The sequence below is a fragment of the Sporosarcina luteola genome, from assembly GCF_023715245.1.
Lineage (GTDB): Bacteria > Bacillota > Bacilli > Bacillales_A > Planococcaceae > Sporosarcina > Sporosarcina luteola_C.
Map to the genome: position 1 here is coordinate 212,379 of NZ_JAMBNV010000003.1, position 20,012 is coordinate 232,390.

Annotated in this window: 20 protein-coding genes, 1 pseudogene and 1 riboswitch; of the genes and pseudogenes, 14 read left to right on the forward strand and 7 right to left on the reverse strand. The window is 46.1% G+C overall.

Annotation, left to right across the window (positions count from 1 at the left end; all coding sequences use genetic code 11):
• Window positions 1-142: 142 nt before the first annotated feature.
• Complete coding sequence (locus tag M3152_RS15065) at window positions 143-1,237, reverse strand: DUF2325 domain-containing protein (RefSeq protein WP_251696320.1); 1,095 nt, start codon at window positions 1,235-1,237, stop codon at window positions 143-145.
• A gap of 183 nt (window positions 1,238-1,420) precedes the next feature.
• Here M3152_RS15065 and M3152_RS15070 point away from each other — a divergent pair, with 183 nt between their 5' ends.
• Complete coding sequence (locus M3152_RS15070; protein ID WP_251696322.1) at window positions 1,421-2,809, forward strand: MATE family efflux transporter; 1,389 nt, start codon at window positions 1,421-1,423, stop codon at window positions 2,807-2,809.
• Window positions 2,810-2,871: 62 nt separating this feature from the next.
• On the opposite strand, the gene M3152_RS15075 is transcribed toward M3152_RS15070, so the two are convergent.
• Both M3152_RS15075 and M3152_RS15080 read right to left on the reverse strand, forming a co-directional pair.
• Window positions 2,872-3,165, reverse strand: a complete 294-nt coding sequence (locus M3152_RS15075; protein WP_251696323.1) for a hypothetical protein — start codon at window positions 3,163-3,165, stop codon at window positions 2,872-2,874.
• A gap of 92 nt (window positions 3,166-3,257) precedes the next feature.
• Window positions 3,258-4,031, reverse strand: a complete 774-nt coding sequence (locus M3152_RS15080; RefSeq protein ID WP_251696324.1) for a DUF2268 domain-containing protein — start codon at window positions 4,029-4,031, stop codon at window positions 3,258-3,260.
• Window positions 4,032-4,173: 142 nt separating this feature from the next.
• Between M3152_RS15080 and cysK the strand changes: the two genes are divergently transcribed.
• From cysK to M3152_RS15100, 4 genes are all read left to right on the forward strand, one after another.
• Window positions 4,174-5,115, forward strand: coding sequence for a cysteine synthase A (gene cysK, locus M3152_RS15085; protein WP_251696326.1), 942 nt, complete (start codon window positions 4,174-4,176; stop codon window positions 5,113-5,115).
• A gap of 66 nt (window positions 5,116-5,181) precedes the next feature.
• Window positions 5,182-6,024, forward strand: a complete 843-nt coding sequence (locus tag M3152_RS15090; protein WP_251696328.1) for an ABC transporter ATP-binding protein — start codon at window positions 5,182-5,184, stop codon at window positions 6,022-6,024.
• Window positions 5,957-6,709 (forward strand): ABC transporter permease, encoded by a 753-nt coding sequence (locus M3152_RS15095; RefSeq protein ID WP_251696330.1) that lies wholly within the window; start codon window positions 5,957-5,959, stop codon window positions 6,707-6,709. The genes M3152_RS15090 and M3152_RS15095 overlap by 68 nt, the downstream gene beginning before the upstream one ends.
• Window positions 6,710-6,732: 23 nt before the next feature.
• Window positions 6,733-7,716 carry an ABC transporter substrate-binding protein gene (locus tag M3152_RS15100; protein ID WP_251696332.1) on the forward strand — a complete coding sequence of 328 codons (984 nt, stop codon included), beginning with the start codon at window positions 6,733-6,735 and terminating at the stop codon, window positions 7,714-7,716.
• A gap of 111 nt (window positions 7,717-7,827) precedes the next feature.
• Here the strand turns inward: M3152_RS15100 and M3152_RS15105 are convergent, their stop codons facing one another.
• The gene (locus M3152_RS15105) at window positions 7,828-8,997 is read right to left on the reverse strand and encodes an MFS transporter (protein WP_251696334.1); all 1,170 of its coding nucleotides are present in this window, start codon (window positions 8,995-8,997) and stop codon (window positions 7,828-7,830) included.
• Window positions 8,998-9,033: 36 nt separating this feature from the next.
• Window positions 9,034-9,133, reverse strand: a riboswitch (purine riboswitch).
• A 115-nt stretch (window positions 9,134-9,248) separates the two neighbouring features.
• Between M3152_RS15105 and M3152_RS15110 the strand changes: the two genes are divergently transcribed.
• A complete protein-coding gene (locus tag M3152_RS15110) occupies window positions 9,249-9,764 on the forward strand; it encodes a hypothetical protein (RefSeq protein ID WP_251696336.1) in 516 nt (171 codons plus the stop codon).
• A 251-nt stretch (window positions 9,765-10,015) separates the two neighbouring features.
• On the forward strand, window positions 10,016-11,572 hold the full coding sequence (locus tag M3152_RS15115; RefSeq protein WP_251696338.1) for an ABC-F family ATP-binding cassette domain-containing protein: 1,557 nt from the start codon (window positions 10,016-10,018) through the stop codon (window positions 11,570-11,572).
• A 64-nt stretch (window positions 11,573-11,636) separates the two neighbouring features.
• Here the strand turns inward: M3152_RS15115 and M3152_RS15120 are convergent, their stop codons facing one another.
• Complete coding sequence (locus tag M3152_RS15120; RefSeq protein ID WP_251696340.1) at window positions 11,637-11,834, reverse strand: small, acid-soluble spore protein tlp; 198 nt, start codon at window positions 11,832-11,834, stop codon at window positions 11,637-11,639.
• 129 nt (window positions 11,835-11,963) lie between these two features.
• Between M3152_RS15120 and M3152_RS15125 the strand changes: the two are divergent.
• The 4 genes and pseudogenes from M3152_RS15125 to M3152_RS15140 all read left to right on the forward strand — a co-directional run bounded on the left by M3152_RS15125 (window position 11,964) and on the right by M3152_RS15140 (window position 16,091).
• A pseudogene (locus M3152_RS15125) lies at window positions 11,964-13,249 on the forward strand (MFS transporter).
• 251 nt (window positions 13,250-13,500) lie between these two features.
• The gene (locus tag M3152_RS15130) at window positions 13,501-14,247 is read left to right on the forward strand and encodes a hypothetical protein (RefSeq protein ID WP_251696342.1); all 747 of its coding nucleotides are present in this window, start codon (window positions 13,501-13,503) and stop codon (window positions 14,245-14,247) included.
• 84 nt (window positions 14,248-14,331) lie between these two features.
• Complete coding sequence (gene sigI, locus M3152_RS15135) at window positions 14,332-15,081, forward strand: RNA polymerase sigma-I factor (protein WP_251696344.1); 750 nt, start codon at window positions 14,332-14,334, stop codon at window positions 15,079-15,081.
• Entirely contained in the window at window positions 15,078-16,091 is a 1,014-nt protein-coding gene (locus tag M3152_RS15140) for an anti-sigma factor domain-containing protein (RefSeq protein ID WP_251696346.1), read from the forward strand. Before sigI ends, M3152_RS15140 begins: the two co-directional genes overlap by 4 nt.
• Window positions 16,092-16,356: 265 nt before the next feature.
• On the opposite strand, the gene M3152_RS15145 is transcribed toward M3152_RS15140, so the two are convergent.
• Entirely contained in the window at window positions 16,357-17,178 is an 822-nt protein-coding gene (locus M3152_RS15145) for a squalene/phytoene synthase family protein (protein WP_251696348.1), read from the reverse strand.
• Window positions 17,179-17,718: 540 nt separating this feature from the next.
• Here M3152_RS15145 and M3152_RS18025 point away from each other — a divergent pair.
• From M3152_RS18025 to M3152_RS15155, 3 genes are all read left to right on the forward strand, one after another.
• The gene (locus tag M3152_RS18025; RefSeq protein ID WP_262176994.1) at window positions 17,719-17,841 is read left to right on the forward strand and encodes a hypothetical protein; all 123 of its coding nucleotides are present in this window, start codon (window positions 17,719-17,721) and stop codon (window positions 17,839-17,841) included.
• Window positions 17,842-17,877: 36 nt separating this feature from the next.
• Window positions 17,878-18,033: a hypothetical protein gene (locus M3152_RS15150; RefSeq protein WP_251696350.1), complete on the forward strand. Its 156-nt coding sequence runs from the start codon at window positions 17,878-17,880 to the stop codon at window positions 18,031-18,033.
• Between the two features lie 182 nt (window positions 18,034-18,215).
• Window positions 18,216-18,785 carry an NADPH-dependent FMN reductase gene (locus M3152_RS15155; RefSeq protein ID WP_251696351.1) on the forward strand — a complete coding sequence of 190 codons (570 nt, stop codon included), beginning with the start codon at window positions 18,216-18,218 and terminating at the stop codon, window positions 18,783-18,785.
• A gap of 38 nt (window positions 18,786-18,823) precedes the next feature.
• On the opposite strand, the gene M3152_RS15160 is transcribed toward M3152_RS15155, so the two are convergent.
• Window positions 18,824-19,948 carry a methionine biosynthesis PLP-dependent protein gene (locus tag M3152_RS15160; RefSeq protein ID WP_251696352.1) on the reverse strand — a complete coding sequence of 375 codons (1,125 nt, stop codon included), beginning with the start codon at window positions 19,946-19,948 and terminating at the stop codon, window positions 18,824-18,826.
• Between the last annotated feature and the right edge of the window lie 64 nt (window positions 19,949-20,012).

The following is a 20,012-nucleotide window of genomic DNA, read 5'->3' on the forward strand; positions in this document are numbered from 1 at the left end:
ACTTATGATCACATGCCGACACTTATGATCACTCGCCGTGATTTATGATCACTTGCTTTGACTTACGATCACTCGCCCTTAATAAGCTCCCAACACATAAAAAAAGTGCTGGAAACCGGACCTCCCAGTCTCCAGCACACTCTTAAAAAAAAGAATGAAAAGGTATATAGGATTCCTTGATTCCATGAATCATCGCTTTTTTTATCGATGACTGACTAGTAGGCGCCGCGCGGAATGGGATTTTATACTTTTTAGCGCATTCCTTCGCCAATCCGCTGCTGCGGTGCGATGAATGCTCGCTTGCAGAAATGATCAAGTCCATATTTTTTACAGCGGCTTTGATACGGTTCCTGCTTTCATCCCCACTGAAAATATCCAATGAAAAGTTTCCGTTTTCCGCAAGTGGCATGAAATCCGCGCTTCTGAAATCAGCTCCGATAATAACTATTTTTTTATCTCTTAATAAGTTCAATTCAATATCAGTCCACATATTTTCCTTTTTCGATGTATTATCTTTATAAAAACTAGATGGTTTCGGTTCGGGCCTTGCGATTTCACTATTGCGTTCCGGATAACACCAGACGACACGGAACGATAAGGGATCGGATTCATGGTAAGCAATCGCCACTACGCTTCCGTCTTTCAAACTATACGAATCAATATCTCTTTGGCTAATTAAAAATTGATAGGGGGACTCGCCATCGAGTTTTATTCTCGATAGCTTTCCATCTGCGATTGTTTGATCTGCAACTAATAATCCATCAGACGTCTTTGTGAGGACACAATAATCGATTTCAATCCGATTACTATCATCCTTTGTCACACTGTTTTTTCGTTTAATAAACACTAAATCTTTTATACTATCTCCGATTGCCTCAATATAATCCCCATGTTCGAACCCATGCATCCTTACAATCTTTTCCGGGACGTATATATCCCCTTGTTTTCCTTTTAAAATCCCGCCTTTCAACTTTCTTTCCATAGGGGTTCCTAGATTCGTCGCATCAGTACTGCTCGTGACGATCATTCTCTGGGATGTTTCATTACGTGAAGTAAGTGACTCCCCTTCCTTCTTATCACGTTCGTCCGAACCATTAATCGTTGGGATGGAGCCCCATAATCCCATCGATAGTTCGATGAAATCGAATAGCTTGTTGACCCGTTCCCTTGTTTCAGCAACATTTTCTTCCGTCAGTTGATGGATACAGCTGATTAGTTCATCAGAAATCTGTTTCATTTATTCAACTCCTTTCACTAATTATAACTTAATTTTCACAACATATTGATAAAGATTTGGTGGAGCCTAGTCGCGAAAATATTTTTTGAAAATATCAAGCATACCCATTGTGAAAGTACTAATTTTTATGGTAAGCTATTTCCTGTTTTGAACATCTTAAATAGAAATGAAGGCGATAGATAGATGGCAGCAGTTGCAGCCAACGGCCCGGGGAAGAAACTTAATTTGTTTCGTCTGACGTGGCCGATTTTTCTTGAAATATTTTTGTTCATGTTGATGGGGTTGGCGGATACATTCATGTTGAGTGCGTTATCCGATGACGCAGTATCCGGCGTCGGGGCGGCGAATCAATACGTGATGATTGCCATTCTCGTTCTGGAGGTTGTCGGAAACGGTGCGGCAATCGTTGTTTCACAATATTTAGGTTCAAGGCGTTATATTGAAGCATCGAAGATTTCAGCAATCGCTGTGTCCTTGAATCTACTTGTCGGATTAGGAATTAGTGGTGTGTTCATTCTATTCACAAGCCGCATGATGAATGCGATGAATTTGCAGGGTGATGTCCTTGCCCATGCGGAAGCCTATTTGATTATCGTCGGCGGAGGGATTTTCCTGCAGGCTGTCATCAATTCGCTCGCGGCAGTCATTCGTGTGCACGGGTTTACGAAACAGACGATGTTCGTTTCGCTCGGCATGAACATTATCCACGTCATCGGGAACTATGCGCTCATTTTCGGGAAGTTCGGGATGCCTGCTTTAGGCGTACAAGGGGCAGCGATTTCATCTGTCGGCAGCCGGGTGATTGCAATGTTCGTCTTTATTTGGCTGCTGTATCGGGTGCTTGAATACCGCATTGAATTCCGTTATTACATTACATGGTCGAAGGAATATGTTAAAAAGATTTTGAATATCGGGCTCCCTTCAGCATTCGAACAGATTCTGTACCAGGCGTGCCAAATCATCTTCCTTTACTACGTCACTTTCCTTGGAACGGAGGCGCTTGCCGCGAGACAATATGCGACGAACATTTCGATGTTCAGCTATTTGTTTGCGCTAGCGATTGGTCTAGGGACATCGATCATCGTCGGCCGGCTCGTCGGAAGCGGCGAAAAAGATGAAGTATACCGGCAAGTTTGGGCATCTCTTAAGCGTGCGCTCGTCTGTACGGTTGTGTTGGTGGCGCTCGTCATGACGTTCCGTTATCCACTCATGCGCCTGTTCACTGAAAATGAGCAGATCATCCAGCTTGGTGCTTCTGTCTTGCTGTTATCATGTTTACTCGAAACCGGCCGGACGTTCAATATGGTTATCATCAATTCGCTCCGGGCATCGGGCGACGCGAAATTCCCTGTTATGATGGGGGCGATCTCGATGGTCATGATGAGTCTTCCGGTCGGCTATTTCTTTGTGTTCGTCCTTGACCTCGGACTTGTCGGCGTATGGCTCGCCGTCATCATGGATGAATGGGTGCGCGCGATTGTCATGTCGCTCCGATGGAAAAGCAGGGCGTGGGAAAGGTACGCGCTTGTTGAACCTGTATCTGAAATCGAACCGAAACCGGAAACTGTTTGAATGAAAAATAAAAAGAGCAGGCCTCTCACTAGATTCAAAGTGAGAGGCCTGCTCTATTATCATCAAAAGAAGAAAAAGGGGAGTAGCGCAAAGGTTACGATTGATCCGAGTGCAATGCCTGCACCGAAAGCGAACCCACGCCCAAAGCCGAATCCACGTCCTCCATAGCCGTATCCGTATCTAAATCCGTATCCAAATCCGCCCAAATTTCTTTGGCGGCCGAATGGTTCTAAAAAAACTCGATTGCCTCTGACACCTTGAATGATCCCTCTATGTGTTCGTCCATCTCTCGTTCCGATGACGACCGCTCTTCCGGTATGCCTGCTGCACAAAGAATGATAGTTTTGAACTGACATCGTGTTGTCACCCCATTTCGATTCAACATAATACATCATATGTGAGGGATTTTTCTTCAGGGAGGACAAACACACCAGTGTATCTGCGCTCTTTATAGTTGTGCAATCTCTGTTGATGGGCGGGTCAATAAGTCAACGACATGGAAGTCCGTACCCTTTAAGAAGTTCCGGACGACATAATAGCCGACAGCGTAACCTGCCATATGTGGATAGCGGCTCAAACCATAAAGAACTTTATCATGGATTTTGCTCTCTTTGAGGTGATTCCTATTCGGATAGACGACTTCTTTCCAGAACCTCGCCAACTGTCTCTCTGAATAAAGTGAAGTCCAGGAAGAGGTGAAATCCTCGCCGAATCGTTCCGCAACTGCAACTTCCGCCAGCCCCTCCAGGATGATTGTATCTAACAGCGTACAGTCCTCTTCTCGCTTGGGAAACATATTAAGCCGGCATACATGGTTGTATTCATGTGTCAATATCGCCTTTATTTCAGTTTCCGTATTGTTGGGTGAAATAAATAAAAAGATTTTATCTGCATAAGCTAACCCGGACTTTCCTTTGAATTCGCGAGCCAACACTTTGTTATATGAATCCGACGGGAAGATGAAGACGGGAACGGATGGCCCTTTCCATTTGCTGCGCAACAGCCCAAATTCCTTTGCGGAAATATCCCATACGTTATTCGATTGCAGCTTCTTCGTTAGCGCTCTCCCTTGTTTTGCGGAGAGGTACATGCCGAACATCGTTAAATGATGATGGATATCAGAGACGGTACCAGTTGGGAAGTACTGGGATAAGTTCGCGCAAACTTCGGATGGATCTCCAGCCGATTCTTCAATCCATTTGTCAGTCCGAACGACAGTCATACTGCGACACCTCTTTTTGAACTATCATATTCTAGAGAGAACAGGAATGATTGAGTGTTCAAAGTATACTAAATTACTATGTATTATAGGGATTAATCTGCTATAATCAATTAAACTAATAAACGACAAGGAGTTGACCGGATTGCGAGTAGTGAATAATATAGCCGAACTGATCGGTGACACGCCTATGGTAAGGTTGAATCGTCTTCCCGATCAACAGGGTGCAGACGTCTATGTGAAACTTGAATATTTTAATCCGAGCAGAAGCGTCAAAGACAGGGCGGCATACAATATGATAATCGAAGCGGAAAAGGCAGGTTTATTACAACCCGGGGATACAATCATTGAACCGACATCCGGAAACACAGGAATCGGAATCGCGATGAGCGCCGCGGCAAGAGGATATAAGACGATCATCGTCATGCCGGATTCTTCAACACTCGAGCGGATCAACATTTTAAAAGCATACGGTGCAACGGTTGTGTTGACACCGAGTGATTTAAAAATGCCGGGAGCCATTCAAAAGGCGGAGGAAATTGCGGCGGGAATTCAGAACAGCTTCATTCCAATGCAATTTGAAAATGAAGCGAACCCGGATATTCATCGGCATACAACAGGACCTGAAATCATTCGGGCGATGGAATCGTTGAACCGAAAACTGACCGCTTTCGTCTGTACGGCGGGAACTGGCGGCACCGTTACGGGAACCGGTGAATATTTGAAGGAATACAATAGCACGGTTACAGTGCATATAGCAGAACCGGCGGGGTCTCCCGTCCTATCCGGCGGAAAGCCAGGGAAGCACAAACTTGTCGGAACAAGTCCAGGGTTCATTCCATCGATATTAAATACATCCGTTTATGATGAGATTTTCAAGATTGAAGACGAGGACGCCTATCAAACGGTCCGTGAGTTGGCGGCGCGTGAAGGCTTGCTGCTAGGACCGAGCGGAGGGGCTTCCGTCTATGCGGCGATGCAAGTGGCGAAACGGTTGACCCCGGATGATACCGTCGTCTGCATTGCACCCGATAATGGTGAACGGTATTTGTCGAGTGATTTATTTGATTACGAAGGAGAGGAATAAATGTCCTCTCCATTTTCATAACATTAATTCCGACTAAACGAATAAGGGAAGTCGAGGTGCGTAGAAATGTATGTAACAATCGATGGAATCGAGAAGAGTTTTCTCAATGATAGAAATGAGCATGTTCAAGTGCTCGACCATATTGATATCGATATGGAAAAAGGGAGCTTCGTCTCCATCGTCGGTCCTTCCGGATGCGGCAAATCGACGCTCCTCTATATGATTGCAGGCTTGGAGAAGGCGGATAAAGGCAACATCCGCATTGCCGGGAATGAAGTGAAGAAGCCTGGCCCCGACCGGGTTGTCGTTTTCCAAGAGGCTGGGCTTTTCCCATGGTTGACCGTTTTGGAAAATGTGAAGTATGGCTTGCTGCTGAAAAAGATGCCGAAACAAGAGGCCGAGGAAAAAGCGATCGACATGCTGAAAATGGTTCACCTGAGCAACTATATCCATTCCTATCCGCACCAACTATCGGGGGGAATGAAGCAAAGGGTATCCATTGCGAGGGCGTTAGTGATGGAACCGGATATTCTCCTGATGGATGAACCGTTCTCCGCGCTCGATGAACAGACGAGGATGGTGCTCCATAAAGAATTGATCGATATATGGAAGAAGACGAAAGTGACAATCTTTTTCGTTACGCACAATATCAGGGAAGCCGTTTTACTCTCGGAAAAAGTGATCGTGTTCGGCACACGTCCCGGAAAGGTGAAGGAAGTCATTCCTGTTCCGACATCGACGGACGGCGTGTTGCCCGATAGTGTGACATTGCATACGGAGCAACGGATTTTAGCTATTTTGGAAGAGGAAATCGAAAAGGTGTTAAAGGAGGAAATGGGTGATGACTACAGCTTTAAGACGAATCATCTTCATCGCAATGATAGCGGTGATATGGGAAGTCACATCTAGACTTTCGGTGTTGCCGGATTTCATGTTTCCCCGACTGACACAAGTATTGGAGACACTTTTCAACGGCCTCGTGAACGGGCAGATTGTAGCGGCGATCGGCAAAAGCATGAGCCGGCTGCTGATCGGGTTTGCGATAGCAATCGTTTTAGGTGTCGTCATGGGCTATCTCATTTGGCGCTATAAGCTGGTCGAGGATACACTCGGCTTCCTCGTTACCGCGTTGCAGTCCATTCCGAGCATCGTCTGGTTTCCGCTCGCAATCATCTGGTTCGGATTGAATGATTTTGCGATCTTGTTCATCGTCACGATCGGTGCCACTTGGACGATGACCGTCAGTGCAACGAGTGGATTCCGAAATGTGCCGACCTTGTACCAACGGGTCGCCAAAACATTCGGTTCGACAGGGCTCCATTTCATTCGCACCGTCATTATGCCGGCCTCCGTTCCGCAATTGCTATCGGGCCTCCGCATTGCTTGGGCATTTTCATGGCGGGCATTGATGGCAGGGGAATTGCTTGGCTCTGGCGGAGGGCTGGGGCAATTGCTGGAAACAGGGCGTTCCCTCGGTCAAATGGATCTCGTCATTTCCGTGATGATCATCATTGCGGTGATCGGGACGATTATGGACAATGTCGTGTTTATGCGTTTGGAGCGTTCTGTTCAGAAAAAATGGGGTCTCGCATGACCTACACAAAGGGGAAATGGACAATGAAAAAGTCATTAATTATGACAGTGTTGACGGTTTTAGTAGTGGGGATCCTATCTGCATGCGGTTCGTCTTCGTCAAGCGGCAAGACAGTGAAAATCGGATACTTCCCGAATTTGACCCATATCGCTACGATTGTTGCGCTTGAAAACGGCTATTTCGCGGAGGAATTCGGGGACGATGTGAAGATCGAAACGAAAACGGTGAGCAACGGCGGTCTCTTCATGGAAGCAATGACGACGAAATCGATTGACGTCGGTACAGTCGGTCCTGGACCATTGCTGAATTTCTACGTGAAAAACCCGACATTCCGTTTGATCTCAGGAGCAGTGAACGGGGGAGCTGTGCTTGTCGCGAGTGAAGGCGGCGGCGTTACGGAGCTTGCCGATCTAGACGGCAAAAAAGTCGCCATCCCTGTCATCGGAAGCACGCAAGACGTCATGCTTCGAAAAGCGTTGAAAGAAGTGAATCTTGAAACGACATCGAACGGCGGCACGGTCGAATTATTCGCGGCGGCTCCGGCAGATACCGCTACATTATTTGTTCAAAACTCCGTAGATGCTGCGGCCACACAAGAACCGTGGGGAAATATCCTTGAAACGCAAGCGAACGGCAAGCTGATCCTCGACTGGGATGAATTTGCATGGGGGAAGGAATCCACGAACACAGTCGTAGCAGCAAGTGATGAGTTCTTGAAGAACAAAGAATTTGCCAAAGCGTATTTGAAAGCGCACAAGCGGGCAGTCGAGTTCATCCAGCAAAACCCGGAGGAAGCTCAAAGCTTGGTCATTAAGCATATTAAAGATTTGACGGGCAAGGAAATTAATGAAAAAGAGACAGCTGCTGCATTCGCGAAGCTTGAAGTTACAACCGATGTGAATGAGCAAGTCATCCAGGAAATGGCGGACATCAGCAAGGAAGCGGGCTATGTTACAAGCAGCGACATCAAGGGGATGATTGATCTCTCTTATTTGTTGGGAGAATGACAAAGCCACTTACGGAACCTGTTTGCCGGGTTCCGTTTTTTCTTGGCAATAAAAAAAGGATCCCAATTTGGTAAAAGAGATCCCTCTGCATTTCATTTAGTAACAATCGGCTTAGGCTTCCCGCATACGCTTTGCCTTCCCAGTAGCCATAGATATAGAAACGGCAGCACATATGAACGCCAAGACGACGACTCCACTGCCGACAGTCGGCATGCTTGTTACCGAATCGGTATAACCGAAAACGACCCCGCCAATTCCCGACCCTACTGCAATCCCGACTTGTATAGCAGAATTATTGAAGCTCTGATTGATATCAGATGTAACGGGATCTTCCTGGATAATATAATCCTGCAGCGGCGGCGCGAGAGCCCAGCTTAATGCACCCCAAACCATCATGATGACAATGAAGAACGGTAAAGAGAATGTCGAGTAGGGCAATGCGAAAAGACTGATTGCGAATGCGCCAATAATGACGAGAATGCTCTTCTTCGATCCAATCCAGTTAGCAAGATTGCCCCCGAATGCTCCGCCACCAACAGCCGCTATCCCAAATAGGAAATAGCAGATGCTGATCCAGTATTGGTTCAGGTGCAGTTTCGTTTCCAAGAATGGTGTAAAGTAGGCGTAAACCGTATAATGGCCAGCCAACATGAACATCATCGCAAAGTGGGCAAAGACGATTTTTTTATTCGCCAGTGCTTTGATTTGCGCGGAAAGCGGAAGAACGTCTCCCCTCTCCATTGTCTCAAGGAATATGGAGATAAGAATGAATGCGCCGATTGAAAGGACAGCAATCCCTAAAAAGACGCTGCGCCAGCCGAATGCATTCGTAATAAGTATACCGAGCGGAACGCCTAATACGAGGGAAGAACTAAGCCCCATGAAAATATAACCGAGCGCTTTTGCACGATGAGGAACATCGACAATCCGCGCGGTAATCGTCAAGGAAAGGACGATGAGAAGCGCCGCACTCAACGCGGTGATGATACGGGCGATCATTAAGAATGTGAAAGTAGGGCTGAAATAGGTCAATATGTTTCCGATGAAAAAGACAGACATTGAAAACAAATACAGCTTTTTCCTTTCGAATTTCGCGGTCAAAGATAGTAATACCGGACCGGCAATGGCAAACACGAGCGCGTATACCGTTATGAGCTGCCCGGCAGTTCCGATTGAAACGTTCAAATCATCCGCGATAATCGGCAAAATGCCACCGACAATCAATTCAACGAGGCCGACTGTAATCGTTGAAATGGCAATGATGAATACTCTAAAGTTCATGCAAAATCCTCCTCTGAAAAATAAAAAAACTCCCGACTGCAAAGTGAGTTCCTTTGTAGTCAGGAGTTAATGGTTCCTGGTAGAGACCCTCAATCCATATTATTGAGGTTATACATATATATCAAACGTATGAAATTTTCCATTCATCAATCTAACATGGTTTGGGCATTATATCAAGAAAAATTTCCTTTTCCGAACGAAAAATGGTTACATTGAAAGTAATGGCATATCAATTTTTTGGAGGAATTAATTTGTACGATCCGACAGTATTTGAAAATCTTAAAGTCGCATTTGAAAACCAACTATATGATCTCGATACGATCGAGCGTGAAATAAGGATCATCAACCGATCGGATCAAATGGATTTTGCTATCCTTGCAAGGAAATTCTCTTTGCAATTTACGCTTTTCGATATAGAGGATGTATCAGCTGAGATTATTCTGGAGGCAGCTTTACAGGATTTGGCGAATGAAATAATGGAAATGCCCGGGGAAAATCCCGGATGTTCATTGACATTGCGTTTCCAAAAGCATGTCCAACAGGAAGCGGAGCAATGCCCGCAAATTGAAGAGGCGTTGAGCGATATATGGGAAAATGAAGTGCTCGTCACTCAAACATTGAGTTTCCTGTACGGGGAGGAGCGGAACGGCTTCTCAAATAACGTTGAAGTGAAATTCAGGACGAAAATAAATGAGGAAAATATGCGGGAGATCCCGGACTTTCTGCACAGTGTTCTTATGGCGCTGCGCGTACTGCATGCCGTTTGAGCGTGAAAAATTTTTGGATATGCTCTATCCCGAGAAGGGAAATCGCTATATAATGGAGGACAGTTGGATGAATGCGCGTTTATGCGCTTTTGAGAGCATTTATGCGTGCTTTTCGCGATTTATGCGTCGGAAAAACGTATTATGAGCTTTTGGAGCGGTTTATGCGCGTATGCGAAGAATTATGCGTACTTCTACGGTTTTATGCGTTTTTAAGGAAATTTATTTTGACAGAAGGAATAGGTGTACAATATATGAGTTTATTGACAGTAAGTAATTTAAGTCACGGGTTCGGGGATCGGGCGATTTTCGACGATGTGTCGTTCCGGTTATTGCAAGGCGAGCATATCGGACTGATCGGTGCGAACGGCGAGGGGAAATCGACGTTCATGAACATCATCACCCGGAAGCTTGAGCCGGATGCGGGAACAGTTGCGTGGGCGAAGCGGGTGCGGGTCGGTTATTTGGATCAGCATGTCGTGCTGCAGCAAGGGATGAGTATCCGTGATGTGCTCAGGACGGCGTTTCAATATCTCTATGATTTGGAAGCGGAAATGAATGTCCTGTTTGCGAAGATGGGTGAAGTCGACGCGGATGAGCTCGAGAAGCTGCTCGAGGAAACGGGGCAGATGCAGGATGAGCTGACGAATAACGACTTTTACATCATTGATTCGAAAGTCGATGAAGTGGCGAACGGACTAGGCTTGGATGAATTCGGGCTGGAGCGCGACGTCCATGATCTGAGCGGTGGGCAGCGTACGAAAGTGTTGCTCGGCAAGCTGCTCCTTGAAAAGCCGGATATCCTGCTCCTTGACGAGCCGACAAACTTTTTGGATGTCGAGCATATCGAGTGGTTGCGCACTTATTTGCAGAACTATGAGAATGCGTTCATCCTCATTTCGCATGATGTTCCGTTCCTGAACAGCGTAATTAACTTGATTTATCATATGGAAAATCAGCAGGTCACGCGGTACTCAGGGGATTACGATGAGTTTCTGCGTGTACATGAAATGAAGAAGCAACAAGTGGAAGCGGCTTTTAAAAAGCAGCAGAAGGAAATCGCCAACTTGAAGGACTTTGTTGCGCGCAATAAAGCGAATGCCGCGACGAGCCGTATGGCGATGTCACGTCAGAAGAAGCTCGACAAGATGGATATCATTGAACTCGATGCGGAAAAGCCGAAGCCGCAATTCGATTTCAAGCTTGCCCGTACACCGGGTCGTTATTTATTCGAAACGAAAGGTCTTGTCATCGGCTATGATGAGCCGCTGTCAAGGGATCTCGATCTGACGATGGAGCGCGGGCAGAAGATTGCGTTGTCAGGTGCGAACGGAATCGGGAAGACGACGCTTTTGCGCAGCATCCTGGGTGAAATTCCTTCTCTAGCAGGATCAGTGGAACTTGGCGATCATCTTGAAATTGGCTATTTCGAGCAGGAGATGAAGACGGAATCGAATCGCACTTGTTTGGAAGAGGTGTGGGACGAATTCCCGCATTTCACGCAGTATGAAGTGCGTGCGGCGTTGGCGCGATGCGGTTTGACAACGAAGCATATCGAGAGCAAAGTGAAAGTACTGAGCGGAGGAGAACGGGCGAAAGTCCGCCTCTGCAAACTTATCAACCGGGAAACGAATCTGCTCGTTCTCGACGAACCGACGAATCATCTCGACGTCGACGCGAAAGCTGAATTGAAACGCGCGTTGAAGGAGTATAAGGGCAGTGTTTTACTTATTTCACATGAGCCTGATTTCTATGAAGGCGTCGTTACGGATGTGTGGAACGGGGAAAATTGGACGACCAAAATGTTTTAATGACAAAAAGGCACCCGAGCGATTTTTTTATCGTCCGGGTGCCCTTTTTCATATTTCCAGTTACTTATTTACCCCTATCAAGTTCCTCTGTCAATTCATCGATAATCTCTTCGCGGCGTGCATTCTTTGCTTTAATGGAAGCTAACTCTGCGCCTTCTGCTGTTTTTGCCGCTTGATTCGCAGCATACTGATTGCTGACCGTCTTATTCAACCGCTCTTCCTTATCGGCTGGATCATTCGGGCGTGGTGTGATTCCTGGCATCTGAATTCCTCCTTTCATTCAATCACATAGTTTTTCCATACGACTCATAATTATGTATAACCTAGTCATCTCGCATAATTGTAAATTGTTATATATAATACCTTTATCAAAGAACGGGGGCGGGAGTTGATGGAATTGGAGCAAGTGGTTCATTCACCTGAAGCGCAGCGGCAGCTATATAAGCGATCATTACTCGTGGTCATTATGTCGCAAATTTTTGGCGGAGCTGGCCTAGCGGCGGGGGTAACTGTCGGTGCACTCCTTGCGAAGGAAATGCTTGGCGGGGAAAGCTATGCAGGAGTACCTGCAGCATTGTTTACACTTGGGTCTGCGCTGGCCGCCTTTTTGGTCGGTCGCATTTCCCAGAAATCTGGTCGCCGGTACGGTCTTTCACTCGGCTTCATCGCTGGTGGAATTGGAGCAATCGGTGTCATACTTGCCGCAACTATGGGCAATGTGTTTTTATTATTCGTTTCATTATTCATCTATGGTGCAGGGACTTCGACGAATCTTCAAGCGCGCTATGCTGGGACGGATTTGGCGAATGAAAAGCAGCGTGCAACAGCGATTAGTATCGCGATGGTATCAACGACATTCGGCGCGGTCGCTGGCCCTAATCTTGTGGAGCCAATGGGGGAAGTCGCGCTAGCTCTCGGAATCCCAGCTTTAGCTGGACCGTTCATCTTGGCAGCAGTCGCGTATTTACTAGCTGGCTTGACGTTTCTTATATTTTTACGACCGGATCCGTTTCTTGTAGCAAAAGCAATTGCTGCTGAACGTGAGAAACAAGCGCTGGAAAAGAAAGACGCACGTAAGGTAGTGCAACACACTGTGAATCGTGCAGGGGTTTTAGCAGGAGCGGCTGTGCTGATCTTGTCGCATTTCGTCATGGTCGCCGTTATGACAATGACGCCTGTCCATATGCAAAACCATGGAAACGGATTGTCGGCAGTCGGGATGGTCATCGGCTTCCATATTGCGGCGATGTATTTGCCATCCCTCGGGACCGGAATGCTAGTCGATAAACTGGGGCGTACGTTTATGGCCATTGCTTCAGGCATTATACTTTCCATTGCCGGATTGATGGCTGCCTTTGCACCACAGAATCTATCTTCTGGCTTACATTTGCACTTATCTTGCTTGGTCTAGGCTGGAACTTCGGGTTGATTAGTGGAACTGCAATCATCATTGATTCAACGGATATAAAAACACGCGCAAAAACGCAAGGGTCTGTCGACGTATGGGTAGCCATTTCCGGAACGGCGGGCAGCTTGCTGTCAGGCATTATCGTTGCCAATTCGAGCTATGCCGTATTGGGCTTCGTCGGAATGTATTTATCGCTGCTGCTCATTCCAGTAATTATTTGGGTTCATGTTAAAGGGAGAAGCAAGGAAGTGGCGAAAGCCGTCACGTAGAACGGCTTTTGAGTAAAAGCGCAGCGTTACGAGCAACGGCTTTTTGCGAGTGACAGTGTTACGAGCAGTGGCTTTTTGCGAGTAAAAGCGCAGCGTTACGAGCAGATAATTGTCAAGAGAATAATGAAGCAGGCGACCAAAGTTTTCGGTTGCCTGTCTTTTTTTATTTCCGACCCCCACAAAACGACAAGCATCGTCGAATAACTAGTATGTCCGACAAAAGGGCAAAAAATTGACGAGGTGATTTATTTATGAAAAACAGATGGAAAAAAACAGGTGCAGCACTATTAATCGCAGGGTTGACAATTGGCGGGACAAGCTATGCGCTTGCTGATGGCGGAAAGGTGACGGAGCTTGTCAATCTTAAACAACTTAACGAAGACAACAAAGTAGAGGAATCAGCGGTTAGCCCGGTAAGGGAAGTCGTGGAAACAGATGACAAGAAGACGAATAACGTCACTGCTACTATGACGTACCAAGAAAATGCAACGACAGAAACTGACAAAGAAGATGGAACATCAGGAGCCGAAAAAGAAAAAGCAGCTGAATCAGATAAAAACGAACTTCCGGAAATTCCAGAAGGCTATACAGCAGGAAATCTTGCTGCCCTTGCGAAAGCGTATGAGCAAGCTGGAAGTCCAACTGCAAAAGCGGCAATTAAACGCAATATGGAACGCTCCATCGCGAAATGGGAAAGCAAGCAGCCAGTAGTGGAAGCTCCTAAAGAAGAAGTGAAGGAAACAGCGCCGGCAACTGAAGAAACGCCTAAAGTTGAAGAACCAGCGAAAGAAAAGCAAGTTGCGGACAAAGCACCAGCACAAGAAGAAAAGCCGGCTAAAGTAAAAGCGAAAAATCCTCAAGCCGAATTGAATGCAAAGCATAAAGAGCAAAAAGAGACATTGAAAGCCGCTCAAAAAACTGAACGCGAAGCATTGAAGGAAGCGCGTAAAGCTGCAAAAGAACTTGAAAAACAAGAGAAAAAAGAGAAGAAAAACTAATTTACCAAAGTTTAACGCTTTCCATTTTCCGTTGCACCCATTAGAATCATAGCAATCGGAATTGATGGGAACGGAGGGGTATACATGCTTTTGTCCATCATACAAGGGATTTTCAACAAGAAGTCTGATACAGCATTGAATGAGCTTGTATGGAAGGCGAAGACTGGCGATGAGAAGGTCATGAACGATCTTCTTATCGCATTTACTCCGTTCATGAAAAAGACGGCTTCTTTCGTATGTGATCGATTTATTGACGAGAGTGATGAGGAATTCAGTATTGCGATGGTCGGATTTCACGAGGCGGTTTTGATATACGATCCTGAAGAAAAGGCATCGCTTACGACATTTGCTCACTTGATCATGAAGCGGAGGCTAATCGATCATATCCGAAAAGAAGCAGTGAGGCATGCGAACGTCCTTCTATCCATAGACGATGATGGGGATGCAAAGACCTGCGAATATGCATTTGACAAATCGTCGTTCTTTACCTATTCGGAAGAGCGGCAAGCGGCGGAACGTCGTGAAGAGATGGCTGAATATAGCAGGTTGTTGGCCGAATATGGCTTATCATTTCATGAGCTAGCTGCAGTATCACCGAAACATGCCGATTCTCGAAAGACCGCATTTCAAATCGCCCAGATCATAGCGGAGACGCCAGAATTTTATGAGCATCTCATTGAAAATAAAAGACTGCCAATCAAGCAGTTAGAGCATATTGTTGAAGTTTCTCGAAAAACAATCGAGCGACATCGGAAATACATCATTGCGGTTACCTTGCTGCTGAATCACAATTTTACATACTTAAAGGAATACGTCAAAGGGGAACTCATATGATGCGGACATATAGAGGCGTTGTTTGCGAAAAGAAAACTACATATATGGTGTTCCTGACGGAGAAAGGCGAATTTCTGCGCGGAGTTCCGGTTGGGGACCCTCCTGAAGTTGGGGAGGAAGCTGAGTTCACGCTCGTTGCTCCATCTTTTATTGCCAGAAGAAAGGCGAAGCCGGGGTTCGTCGGAGCTGTACTGGTTGCAGCTGCTGTACTATTTTTCATTCTGTCTTCATTAATTCCGTTGAATGAAAAAGTGATGGCGTACGTACAACTGGATGCGGGCATAGCGATGGAATTTGGAGTGAACCGGGAAGGACATGTCATTTCCTTGCGATATTTAAAGGATAAGCGGAATGAAGAGGATCGCCTATCAGCATGGAAGGGGCAGCCCATCCAAACCGTATTGGACATGGCCGTGTTGGAATTAACGGGGAACGACAACAAGCAGGTAAGTATTACGACCATCTATCCAACCCGTGAAAGGGCACAGGAGACGCGTCAGCTGATTGGTGACGCCGTGCAGGAAGTCCGCGCCAGGCATGAAGAAATCACCTTGCAAATTGCGGAGAGTTCGCCAGAGGAAAGAAAAGTGGCAAACAAGAAGAACATGTCGATCCATCAATTCCAATCGCTCGAGAGTAAAAAGAAAAAGCATCCTGTAAAGAATGTGAATCCGGGTGAGAAGAAACCGGTTCAGCCTCACAATGATACTTTGCAAAAACCGAAGAAGGATATCGTCCCTCCTTCTCATTCGCAACAGCAGAAGATGGAGAAGGAAAAGGGTCGTCCACATAAATCGGAAGATCAACAAGGTCCACCTGCAGAAAAGTCTAAGAACAAACCGGACAAAGGGCGAAGTGAAAAGGTGCCGCCTCATGCGGATCAGCAAGGACCACCGTCTCATTCGTCATCGGTCGATAACCAAAGTAAAGACAATCAAGGACCACCTGCAAAACAACATAAGGATAGTCCATCAAATACTAACAAACAGATTCCGCAAAATAACAAATGAGGCTGTTGCAGATCATCAGTTTTTACTGACAATCTGCAGCAGCCTCTTCTTGTTAGTTAATAAATTGTGGCTCGCGTCCAAAGCGAGTCACTCCGCGTCCATAGCAAACTATTCCGCGTCCAAAGCGAGCTATTCCGCGTCCAAAGCGAGCTATTCCGCGTCCAAAGCGAGCTATTCCGCGCCCAAAGCGAGCCATTCCGCGTCCAAAGCGAGCCACTCCGCGTCCAAAGCGAGCCATTCCGCGTCCAAAGCGAGCAACAAACGCTTACACTTCTTTCAAAATCGATTCCACTGTCGATTCGACTTCCGCACGGTTCATTTTTTCCTGTCCGCCCTGCATCGCACCGATCGTCCGCTTCGCAAGGGCAAGCGGGATTTTGCAGAACAACAGGATGTTCTTATTTGAAATTGATTCGATATAGTCATCAGCTTTTTTCAAATTCGCCTCTGCATACTCGAACAGGTCATGCCTGTCCCATCCTTCAGGAAGGAAACGGACGCCGCGCTCCGCATCTTCCTCTTGATTGCGCAGCATATTTACTGCCTGCAATCCGCGACCATACCCGATCGCCAAGTCGCGATCCGTCTTTGTCCCGTCATACTGTTCCCAAATATCGGAAAGCATCACACCGACAAGACCCGCTACATAATATGTATAGTCGTCTAAATCCTCTTTCGTTTGAACAAGGAAATCCTTGCCGACCCATTTTGCCATGCCATCCGCCATGATGCTCGTCGACTCTTTCACTTTGGCGACGATGCCTGCAGGACAGACGGCGAGCCAGTCGCCAAGTCGCAATGTTACTTCCGGCAAGAGGTTTTCATAGGGCTTGAGGAGAGCGCGATACGCAGCGACGTCAAATAAGTCGGTTTGCAGGAGCTTGCTCGTCGACTGCAGCAGATGCTGCTTGCTTTCCGGATGCAGTTCTTCATGATCTTCTATTTCATCTATCGCACGCATACATAAATAAGCGGAGCCTACCGTCTTCCGCAAGGTGGGATTCAATAATTTAATCGGAATATAGAAGGTTCTGCTCGTCAGCTTCAGTACGTGCATCGCTTCTTTTTGCAGTTTCGCTTCGTTCATAATAGGGGTCCTCCTTCATTTCTTGAAGCAGTTCTTATTGAATATCATACACTATTCCATGAAGCAGTTGCCAACCCTATCGTTGTAGAATAAATAAAAATAGAGAAAGTTTTTCAAATTACCTATTGACAATGAATAATTGGAAATGGTATCCTCAGAAAGTAAGTTATTCTAGTAATAGAGGAGGTACGGAAAATGAAAAAAGCAATCGTAATCATAAACAACTTCATACTTGATCCGTGCCTGACTAATCTCTCTTTCTAATTGTAGACCGAGGAATGGCATGGTATGCCGTTCTTTTATATGAGCACACGCTTATGCAAAAGGCGTGTGCTTTTTTGTGTCTTCATATGAAAGAATATTCGGTGTTTTCACGCTGTGCGTGTGGCATATAAACAAAAACTAGATGAAAAGGAGTGTTTCCGATGATTAATGTAGGGCTGCAACGGAAAGTATTGATGATGGTGTCTCTGGATAGTGGGTAGCGATGTTCCCCGCAAGTGAATTGATTCAACTAAAAAATAAAGGAGGAAAAGCAAAATGATTATTCAAAACGCGAGACATGAAGAGCATGAACGAATAAATAAAACAAAATTGATGGAGTGGGAATCTCCAAAATGGTTAGATGATAACGGCGGCACGATAGGTGAACGTCGACTGTAATCTCGTTTAAGGTCCCTCTCCAAGAGGAGAATATATATGTATACAATTGATAGAGAAGTAGTTCAACGACATATGGAAGATATGCGGCAGGAAGTCGAACAGTTCCGCATGGAGCAAAAAGCGCTCAAACGCAAAAAGAAAGAGCGGAAAAACGTTCCATTCTGGACGATTTTCTTCTGCTTCTTCAATTAAAAGATGGAGCGTTCCCTAAGCAAATAGGGGAACGTTCTTTTCTTATGAGCAAATTTATACGAAAAGTATCTTGAATGTGAGATAATTACCAGGTCAATAAATGATGCCCCAGTTTTATAGGGGAACGCATACCTTCCTATAGAGAGGCAATGCTAAGATAAAAAGAGAAGGAGTCCAACAACATGACTATATCAGTAAAAGCGATTATCGGCAGCACAAGCTCGTCTTCATACAACTTGAAAGTGGTTGAATATTTGAGGAAGAAATATGCAGATAAACTTACTATTACACCTGTATTCATTAATGATGTCGAAATGTTTTCTGTTGATATAGAAGGCAATCCGTCAGAAAACGTTACAGATTTCCTGGATAACGTTCGGGATTCCGATGCGGTCCTATTTGCAGTGCCTGAATACAACTTCTCCATTCCAGGAGTAATGAAAAACGCTGTCGACTGGCTGTCGAGAAGCAATTTCGCAATTAAAGACAAGCCTGCTTTCATGATCGGTGCTTCAATGGGTGTGATGGGAAGTGTCCGTGCTCAACTGCATTTACGTGAGATTTTGACGAACCCGATGCTTTCTCCTGCGCTCTTGCCAAACAATGAAGTATATATCGGTTCCGTCCATGAGAAAATGGACGAAACGGGTCAATTGACAGACCAAGCGACGATTGATTTCTTGGATAAAGTCGTTAACAACTTCATCGATTTTTATTCGCAAAGAAAAGAGTTAGCTGAAATCTCTAAATAATAAAAGGACCGTCTCGTTCACCGAGACGGCCTTTTTTATTATTGACTGACAGCCGTCGTTTCTGCCGCTGCATTGATGGCTTGCTTAAGATCGGCGATCAAGTCTTCGGCTTCCTCGAGTCCGACCGAGAAACGCAATAACCGTTTATCGACACCGCGCCTTTCCCGTTCTTCCTCAGGGATTTCTGCATGGGTCTGCGTCGTCGGATACGTGATCAAACTTTCCACTCCTCCGAGACTTTCGGCAAATGTGATGAGCTTCAAGTTTTGCAATAGCGGATCGACCCATTCGCTTTCCCGTACCCTGAATGAAATCATGCCGCCTTTTCCTGCATAGAGGACGTCATCGACAAGCGGTTCGTTTTTTAAATAAGAGACGAGTTCCTTCGCATTGGCATCATGCTGTTTCATGCGCACATGCAACGTCTTCAATCCGCGGATGACGAGCCAGGAGTCGAACGGGGAAAGCGTCGCGCCGATCGCATTATGATTTTCGCCTAGACGGTTGCACAGCTCTTCTCCCTTGGCGACGACTAGCCCGGCAAGCACATCATTATGACCGCCGATATATTTCGTCGCGCTATGGATGACGATATCTGCCCCGAGCTCAATCGGGCGTTGGTAGTACGGAGTCAAAAATGTATTATCGACGATGACAAGCAAGTTGTGCTTTCTCGCAATCTCTACATACTGTTCGATATTGATTTCCAGCATCAGCGGGTTCGTCGGTGTTTCGATGAAGATCGCCTTCGTGTTTTCGGTGATCAGCTTTTCCGTTTCCTCGACGTTATCAAAAGAAGAATACGACGTCCGGACGTTATACAGATCTGCGTAATGGTCAAACAATCGGAATGTGCCACCGTATAGGTCGTCAGGAGCAATCAATTCATCTCCCGATTTGAACAGCGAAAGGACGAGCTGAATCGCTGCCATGCCCGAGCTGCACGCGTAGCCGCGGTCGCCGTTTTCCAAATTGGCGATGCCTTCCTCGAGGATCGTCCGTGTCGGATTTTTTGTCCGTGTATAATCGTAACCGGTTGATAGACCCAATCCATCATGCTTGTACGCTGTTGAAAAATGTAGGGGAGGATTGACCGCCCCGGTTCTCGGATCGCTCTGGTTTCCTATTTGCACCAATTTTGTGTTAATGCTCTGCTTTGTCAAGTTGCCCATCTCCTTTGCCTAGTAAAAAAGAGGCCTCTCCAATTAAGAAGAGGGCCTCCAACAT

Excerpts from the sequence above, each read along its gene's own strand:
- M3152_RS15075 (WP_251696323.1), bottom strand. The coding sequence starts at position 3,165 with ATGTCAGTTCAAAACTATCATTCTTTGTGCAGCAGGCATACCGGAAGA.
- M3152_RS15100 (WP_251696332.1), top strand. The coding sequence starts at position 6,733 with ATGAAAAAGTCATTAATTATGACAGTGTTGACGGTTTTAGTAGTGGGG.
- M3152_RS15105 (WP_251696334.1), bottom strand. The coding sequence starts at position 8,997 with ATGAACTTTAGAGTATTCATCATTGCCATTTCAACGATTACAGTCGGC.
- M3152_RS15090 (WP_251696328.1), top strand. The coding sequence starts at position 5,182 with ATGTATGTAACAATCGATGGAATCGAGAAGAGTTTTCTCAATGATAGA.
- M3152_RS15120 (WP_251696340.1), bottom strand. The coding sequence starts at position 11,834 with ATGCCAGGAATCACACCACGCCCGAATGATCCAGCCGATAAGGAAGAG.
- M3152_RS15065 (WP_251696320.1), bottom strand. The coding sequence starts at position 1,237 with ATGAAACAGATTTCTGATGAACTAATCAGCTGTATCCATCAACTGACG.
- M3152_RS15155 (WP_251696351.1), top strand. The coding sequence starts at position 18,216 with ATGACTATATCAGTAAAAGCGATTATCGGCAGCACAAGCTCGTCTTCA.
- M3152_RS15070 (WP_251696322.1), top strand. The coding sequence starts at position 1,421 with ATGGCAGCAGTTGCAGCCAACGGCCCGGGGAAGAAACTTAATTTGTTT.
- M3152_RS18025 (WP_262176994.1), top strand. The coding sequence starts at position 17,719 with ATGATTATTCAAAACGCGAGACATGAAGAGCATGAACGAATAAATAAA.
- M3152_RS15150 (WP_251696350.1), top strand. The coding sequence starts at position 17,878 with ATGTATACAATTGATAGAGAAGTAGTTCAACGACATATGGAAGATATG.
- M3152_RS15080 (WP_251696324.1), bottom strand. The coding sequence starts at position 4,031 with ATGACTGTCGTTCGGACTGACAAATGGATTGAAGAATCGGCTGGAGAT.
- M3152_RS15145 (WP_251696348.1), bottom strand. The coding sequence starts at position 17,178 with ATGAACGAAGCGAAACTGCAAAAAGAAGCGATGCACGTACTGAAGCTG.
- M3152_RS15130 (WP_251696342.1), top strand. The coding sequence starts at position 13,501 with ATGAAAAACAGATGGAAAAAAACAGGTGCAGCACTATTAATCGCAGGG.
- M3152_RS15095 (WP_251696330.1), top strand. The coding sequence starts at position 5,957 with ATGACTACAGCTTTAAGACGAATCATCTTCATCGCAATGATAGCGGTG.
- sigI (WP_251696344.1), top strand. The coding sequence starts at position 14,332 with ATGCTTTTGTCCATCATACAAGGGATTTTCAACAAGAAGTCTGATACA.
- M3152_RS15115 (WP_251696338.1), top strand. The coding sequence starts at position 10,016 with ATGAGTTTATTGACAGTAAGTAATTTAAGTCACGGGTTCGGGGATCGG.
- M3152_RS15140 (WP_251696346.1), top strand. The coding sequence starts at position 15,078 with ATGATGCGGACATATAGAGGCGTTGTTTGCGAAAAGAAAACTACATAT.